Consider the following 2,814-nt stretch of genomic DNA (forward strand, 5'->3'; position numbering starts at 1 on the left):
AGCCACCTTTCTCTGTGTGGCCAGAGAAACGTGGCCCAAAGAGAGGCCACCCCGCTTCCGCGCTTTCCGGGCTTCCTGCCCGGAAAGTTCGCGAGCCGGGGTCGGGCTTTTCGACAGCACATCCCTGTGCTGGCGAAAAGGCATCGGCATCCATGCCGATGCCCGCTGCGCGGCCTGTCGACCCCGACTCGCCGCTGCAGAGGGGCCCCGGGCAGAGCAGCGGGCCATCGTGGCCCGCACTCGGTGCGCAACCGCTGCGCGGTTGCGAGAGCTGAAAAGCGAAGAGCGAAGAGCGAAGGCGGAAAGTGTGCCGTCGGCAGGGCTGTCGACGGGCACAAACGAGTGACGGTGCGCGTCGTTCGTTTGAGGCGTGCGGCTGCGCCTCGCCTATCTCCCTCCCCCGCTTGCCCCTAAAGAGACCTCCTTCGGTCGCAGAAAGGGTTGGGGTGGGGTTTGCTCTTGATCCTTGGAGCCCTGTGAGTGGCTTGATTTCGGCCTCAAGGAGGCGTTCAAAAGCGAGCCCGCACCTCAGGCTCGTTGCACTACTTCGCCCGGCAAATGCCCGCCGAACCTTGGGAGGTGTCTGCTTGACGCGCAACAGGCCAGCGCTGAACATCCGTGGCATATGCCCCCAATGCGGGGCCCAGCATGCGGGCGGGTCGATGAGCTTCGATTTGGGTGTGTGGTATCCGCATGATCGCCTCACGGACAAGGAGGCCGGCTTGCTCTATGCACGCTTGTGCGAGGACGAGGCATGCCAGATCGAGCCGCATGCCTCCGTCGACGCTTTCTACGCCGAACTGACTGCGAAGCATCCCGAAATCGACACGATCCCGGACGACCTCGTCGACGACCACGATCTTTGTCCCTGGAGCTGTGCGCTCGATCGCTCTCCCGGGCACGTCATCATGCCGTCTGTCTGGTCAAAAGCAGAATACGTATCCGTCTTCGTTCATGCGCTCGCACGAAAGCATGGGCTGGCTGTATATGACCCGCAAGCCGACCGCATTACGTATCCGGACGGCAACCCTTCACCAACAGAAACAAGGCGGCCTTGGTGGCGGTTCTGGTGAGTCGTCCAGCATCTTGATCAAGGCGAACGACTTCGCCGACGCTCAACCTCAGCGTCAGGCTTCCAATTCTGCGCGAACCACTTCAACGGATGTCATGGACCCTCTGGTGCTGGAACAACGTATCCGCAACCGCCTCATCGAGTACGTTGAGTGGGTGGTGGAATATCAAGCCGAGAGCGAGCCACGACTGGGTATGGGCGAGTTGCTCAATCAATGGGAGGACTTCATTACCCGTCCGATCTGCGAGGCCAACTTTCCTTCGCCCGTTTTTTCGGCAGATGAGATCCAGTCACTCAAGCGCCTGGACGATGGCTGGGAACGACTGAGCTCCGCCACGCCCAAACATGTCATTCACGACTCCGAGGTGTTCAAGATGAGCGAGTGGGAGGCGTTCGTCGCATGTGCAGCGGAAGCGGCCCTGACCTTCCACGGGCGGGGCAAGCTTCCGGAAGGCATGTCAACTCAGGTTTCGGCCTGACCACTCCGTAGAGCTACGCGGATACAGCGGTTCTCGGCTGCATCGACGCGGGTTTCGCTACAACTTCGTCAGGAAGAATGGGAAAGCGCATGCGCTCCAATATCTTTACCCGCCATCCAGCTCTCCATGTCGCACACACCGTTTTCATCGCTTTAGCAGTTGTCAATTTTCTGGTGTTTGCCGCAGTGGCGTATCGCGTGGGCGGCGATGCGTTGAGCGGCAAGGTGGAGGCCAGCCAATACTTCCTGGGCGCCAAAGGTGGCTACACCGAGGTTTCCAGGGAAGTGTTCGAATACAGCAAGATGCACGAACTATCTGTAGTGGTCACATTGCCGTTGGCAGTCCTTTCAGGTCTTTTGTTCGGCCTGCCCAGGAAATCGGGTGGCGCGTAACCAACCGTTCAAGCGGATGCGCGAAAACCTGCGTGCCGCTTCACTCCAGCGTTAGGCATATGGATACACGACTTCTAAAGAAAATGCGTCGGCGGCGCCGCGTCTTCCGTCTCGGGGTCATGGTGGGGATGCTTGGCGCCGGGATGATGTTGGTGTACTTCGTCTTTCTCGCCTTGGACTCAAGTGCATCCATTGTCTACAACGGCGCACCCACTACAGCGTTTGGTGACAAGCTATCTGCCGCCTTGATTCCTGGCGTGGTATTGGTTGCCTTCCTTGGCTTGCTGCTCTTGCCGGATCGCGCCATTGATCGCACTTTCGTCAGGCGTCGGCGCACGCTGTCCGTTCTTTTTTCCTGGCTGCGATAGCGCCAACCAATCCGTGGAAACCTTTCTGTCGACTCCAGTCGCATGAGGCTTTTCTCTTGAGCTTGCGAGCCGCTGCTGGTCGGGCCATGTCAGTGCTGCGGGGTTACAGCGAATGTCGAATGGCGTTTTCGTCTGGACAAAAGGGGCGGAAGAACAGCTTCACCTGGTCTTGTTCGTCGGCCATGTCGTAGCCTGAGGCTTGGGCTCTGCTTTGGCTGTTCTGAAGAGTGCGGGCCAGGATGGCCCGCTGCTCTACCCGGGGCCCCTCTGCAGCGGCGGGCGAGAGGAGGATCAGCCCGCAGGGTGGTTCGCATGGATGCGAACTAGTTTGGCGTCAGTCCATGGATGGACTGTCGACAAACCCCGTAACCCGCACGCGGACCTCGCAGGCAGGCGACGGCATGGATGCCGGAGTTGAGGCAACGCAGGAGCGGTTGCCCGATGCCTGCGAGGCGCGGAAGCGGGGTGTCGTTTTCTCTTGGGTACTTCTCTTTTGGACAAGC

The 2,814-nt window shown here is 60.0% G+C and carries 4 protein-coding genes; all 4 read left to right on the plus strand.

Translation table 11 applies throughout. The annotated features are described in order from the left end of the window. The first annotated feature begins 662 nt into the window (after positions 1 to 662). The 4 genes from ASD82_RS00015 to ASD82_RS00030 all read left to right on the plus strand — a co-directional run bounded on the left by ASD82_RS00015 (position 663) and on the right by ASD82_RS00030 (position 2,311). Complete coding sequence (locus ASD82_RS00015; RefSeq protein WP_056713574.1) at positions 663 to 1,073, plus strand: hypothetical protein; 411 nt, start codon at positions 663 to 665, stop codon at positions 1,071 to 1,073. After that, positions 973 to 1,551, plus strand: a complete 579-nt coding sequence (locus tag ASD82_RS00020) for a hypothetical protein (protein WP_157599133.1) — start codon at positions 973 to 975, stop codon at positions 1,549 to 1,551. Before ASD82_RS00015 ends, ASD82_RS00020 begins: the two co-directional genes overlap by 101 nt. 89 nt (positions 1,552 to 1,640) lie before the next feature. Beyond that, entirely contained in the window at positions 1,641 to 1,943 is a 303-nt protein-coding gene (locus ASD82_RS00025) for a hypothetical protein (RefSeq protein WP_157599134.1), read from the plus strand. A 59-nt stretch (positions 1,944 to 2,002) separates the two neighbouring features. After that, complete coding sequence (locus ASD82_RS00030; protein WP_056713584.1) at positions 2,003 to 2,311, plus strand: hypothetical protein; 309 nt, start codon at positions 2,003 to 2,005, stop codon at positions 2,309 to 2,311. Positions 2,312 to 2,814: the final 503 nt, after the last annotated feature.

It is taken from the genome of Rhodanobacter sp. Root179, from assembly GCF_001428465.1.
Classification (GTDB): Bacteria; Pseudomonadota; Gammaproteobacteria; order Xanthomonadales; family Rhodanobacteraceae; genus Rhodanobacter.

What these genes read in the sequence shown, in the direction of transcription:
- ASD82_RS00015 (WP_056713574.1), top strand. Translation starts at nt 663, where the DNA reads ATGAGCTTCGATTTGGGTGTGTGGTATCCGCATGATCGCCTCACGGAC.
- ASD82_RS00020 (WP_157599133.1), top strand. Translation starts at nt 973, where the DNA reads ATGGGCTGGCTGTATATGACCCGCAAGCCGACCGCATTACGTATCCGG.
- ASD82_RS00025 (WP_157599134.1), top strand. Translation starts at nt 1,641, where the DNA reads ATGCGCTCCAATATCTTTACCCGCCATCCAGCTCTCCATGTCGCACAC.
- ASD82_RS00030 (WP_056713584.1), top strand. Translation starts at nt 2,003, where the DNA reads ATGGATACACGACTTCTAAAGAAAATGCGTCGGCGGCGCCGCGTCTTC.